Annotated in this window: 3 protein-coding genes; all 3 read right to left on the reverse strand. The window is 70.6% G+C overall.

The features are described from left to right. Positions 1–276 precede the first annotated feature (276 nt). Positions 277–1,068, reverse strand: coding sequence for an HAD family hydrolase (locus N2041_RS14210; protein WP_297679235.1), 792 nt, complete (start codon positions 1,066–1,068; stop codon positions 277–279). 4 nt (positions 1,069–1,072) lie between these two features. Further along, entirely contained in the window at positions 1,073–2,248 is a 1,176-nt protein-coding gene (locus N2041_RS14215) for an acyl-CoA dehydrogenase family protein (RefSeq protein WP_297679236.1), read from the reverse strand. 63 nt (positions 2,249–2,311) lie between these two features. Continuing rightward, positions 2,312–2,668, reverse strand: a 357-nt coding sequence (locus N2041_RS14220; RefSeq protein ID WP_297679237.1) for an HNH endonuclease signature motif containing protein, incomplete at its 5' end; no start/stop codon positions are given.

Genomic DNA, 2,668 nt, shown 5'->3' on the forward strand with positions numbered 1-2,668 from the left:
AGGTTGGAGGTTGGAGGTTGGAGGTTGGAGGTTATCCTCCCTCCCCGTTCCCCGTTCCCCGTTCCCCGTTCCCCGTTCCCCGTTCCCCGTTCCCCGTTCCCCGTTCCCCGTTCCCCGTTCCTCCCGTCTCCACACTCCCAACGCCCAACTTCGTAGCCGCGGGGCTCCGTCCCCGCGGAGGGCCGGGAGGCCCACCCCAATCGCCGAATTCAACCTCTCCCGGTTCCCTCCTCCCTTCTCCCTCCTCCCTTCCCCCTCCTCCCTTCTCCCTCCTCCCTACTCCCTGAGAATCGCCTCGAGGAACGCCGCCACCCCATCCTCCCCCGGGCCGGGGATGAGCTGCTGCGCTGCCGCCTTCGCCCCCGGCGTCCCCGTCTCCACCGCCACCGCGAGCCCCGCCGCGCGGAACATCGGCACGTCGACCTCCGAATCGCCGATCGCCACGGCCTCCGCAGGGTCGATGCCGAGCGCGGCGCACAGCGCCCACAGCCCGTGCCCCTTGTCCACGCCCTTCGCCGTCACCGACACCATCCCGTCGCCTGTGAACGCCAGCGCGTCGAACAGCTCCACACGGTCCGACCACGCGCGCAGCTCCGCCAGCCGCGGGTCCTCGGCGCCCGGTTCGGCCAGCACCGCCAGCGCCCCCGTGAGGTCGGCATCCCGCAGCGACGTCACCGGGCGCAGCCATTCCGGCGCATTCGCCGCCCATGGCGGCAGTTCGTTCGCCCGCCGGTAGGCGAAGCCGGGCAGCGCCACCGTCGCCGGCCACCCGGCGCGGTCGCACAGCTCGGCCACGAACTGCGCGAACTCCGCCGGCAGCGGCCGCTGGGCCACCGGGTCGCCGCCCGGCGCGCGCACGTCGGCCCCGGCCGAGGCGATCGCCGCCGCCGCCAGCCCAATCCCTTCGAACGGGCGAACCGCCGCCTGGTACCAGCGCGCCGTCGCCGGCGCCACCACGATGCCCGCCTCGTGGGCGGCCCGGAGCGCGGCGGCCGTCCGCGGCGAAAGCCCGCCCGCCCGGTCGAGCAGCGTGCCATCGAGGTCGATGGCGATCAGCCGGTAGCGCATGCCCCTACCCGCGCGGCAGCCCGAGCCCGCGCGTCGCGATGATGCCGCGCTGGATCTCGCTCGTCCCCGCCGCGATCGTCGAGCTGACCGCCTGCAGGTAGGCCGTCGCCTGGTCGATCACCTGGTGCCGGCTGCCGTCGCGCAGCTGGCCCGCCATCCCGAGCAGGTGCATCCCGGTCAGCGCAATCCGCTGGCTCATTTCGCTCCCGAACAGCTTCGACGCCGAGGCTTCCGTGTTCGGCACCAGCCCCCGCGCCTGCATCGTCGCCACCCGGTAGGCGAGGAACGTCCCCACGTTCACCTCCACCGCCCGCTCGGCCAGCTCGTGGCGGATGCTCGGACGCTGCCGGGCGAGCTCCGGCCGCGCCTTCGCCAGCGCCACCAGCCGCTCCACCGACCGCCGGCCGCCCGCGTACGCCTGGATGCCCGACCGTTCGAAATCGAGCGCCACCGCCATGTGGTACCAGCCCCGGTTCACCTCGCCCACCACCTGCGTCGCCGGCACCCGCACGTCCTCGAAGAACACCTCGTTGAAGCCGTGCCGGTTCGCCATATTGATGAGCGGCCGGACCGTGATGCCCGGGCTCTTCATGTTCACCATGAACATCGTGATGCCCTTGTGCTTCGGCGCATCCGGGTCCGTCCGCGCCGCCAGCCAGCCCCAGTCCGCCAGGTGGCCGCCCGAGGTCCAGATCTTCTGGCCGTTGATGACGTAGTCGTCGCCGTCCTTCACCGCCCGCGTCTGCAGCGCCGCCAGGTCCGAACCGGCGCCCGGCTCGCTGTAGAGCGTGCACCACCAGTCCTGCGCCTGCGCGATGCGGGGGATGAACGTCCGCTTCTGCTCCTCCGTACCGTAGAGCATCAGGCTCGGCCCGACCCACGCGATGCCCATGTTGCCGACGGGCGCCTGCGCGTAGGCCATCTCTTCGTTGTAGACGAGCTGCTTCAAGTGCGAAGCGCCGCCGCCGCCGTACTCCTTCGGCCAGGCCATCGCGAGCCAGCCGCGGGCCGCCAGCTTCCGCTGGAAGCCCATCGTGTACTCCTTTTCTTCCTCGTTCGAACGGAAGCCGCCCTCGTAGCCGCGCTGGAGGCGCTCCTCCTCCGGCGGCAGGTTTTCGCGGATGAACTGGCGGACCTCCTCGCGGAACGCCTCGACCTCGGGGTCATACCGGAAACGCATGGGTGCAGGGGCCTCCGAACCTTCGTGTGCCCCGAACTATACGCCGTTTCGGCGGGGCGGGGGTCAGTCGGTGAAGTTGGCGCCCTTCTCCAGGTTGTGCCGCGCGCAAAGGAGTTGGATGTTGTCGGGATCGCGGCTCGAACCACCCTTCGAATACGGAAGGATGTGGTCGAAGTGCAGGTCGGTCGTCGCGCCGCACTTCACGCAGCGCCCACGGTCGCGTTTGTAGACCTCCTGTTGGACCCACCCAGGAATCCGGCGCTCTGGCGCTTGGTCGATGTCCAGTTCGACGGTCCATTCGCCGGTTGGCGCCTCGTTCGAGGGAACAAGCAGGAATTTGAACACCTTCCGGCCCTCCTGGGGCGATAGCTCGTAGCGATAGTCCGTGAGCACGTAGGCGCCCCGGAACGTCCAGATGCC

The sequence above is a fragment of the Tepidiforma sp. genome (genome assembly GCF_026419595.1).
GTDB lineage: Bacteria > Chloroflexota > Dehalococcoidia > Tepidiformales > Tepidiformaceae > Tepidiforma.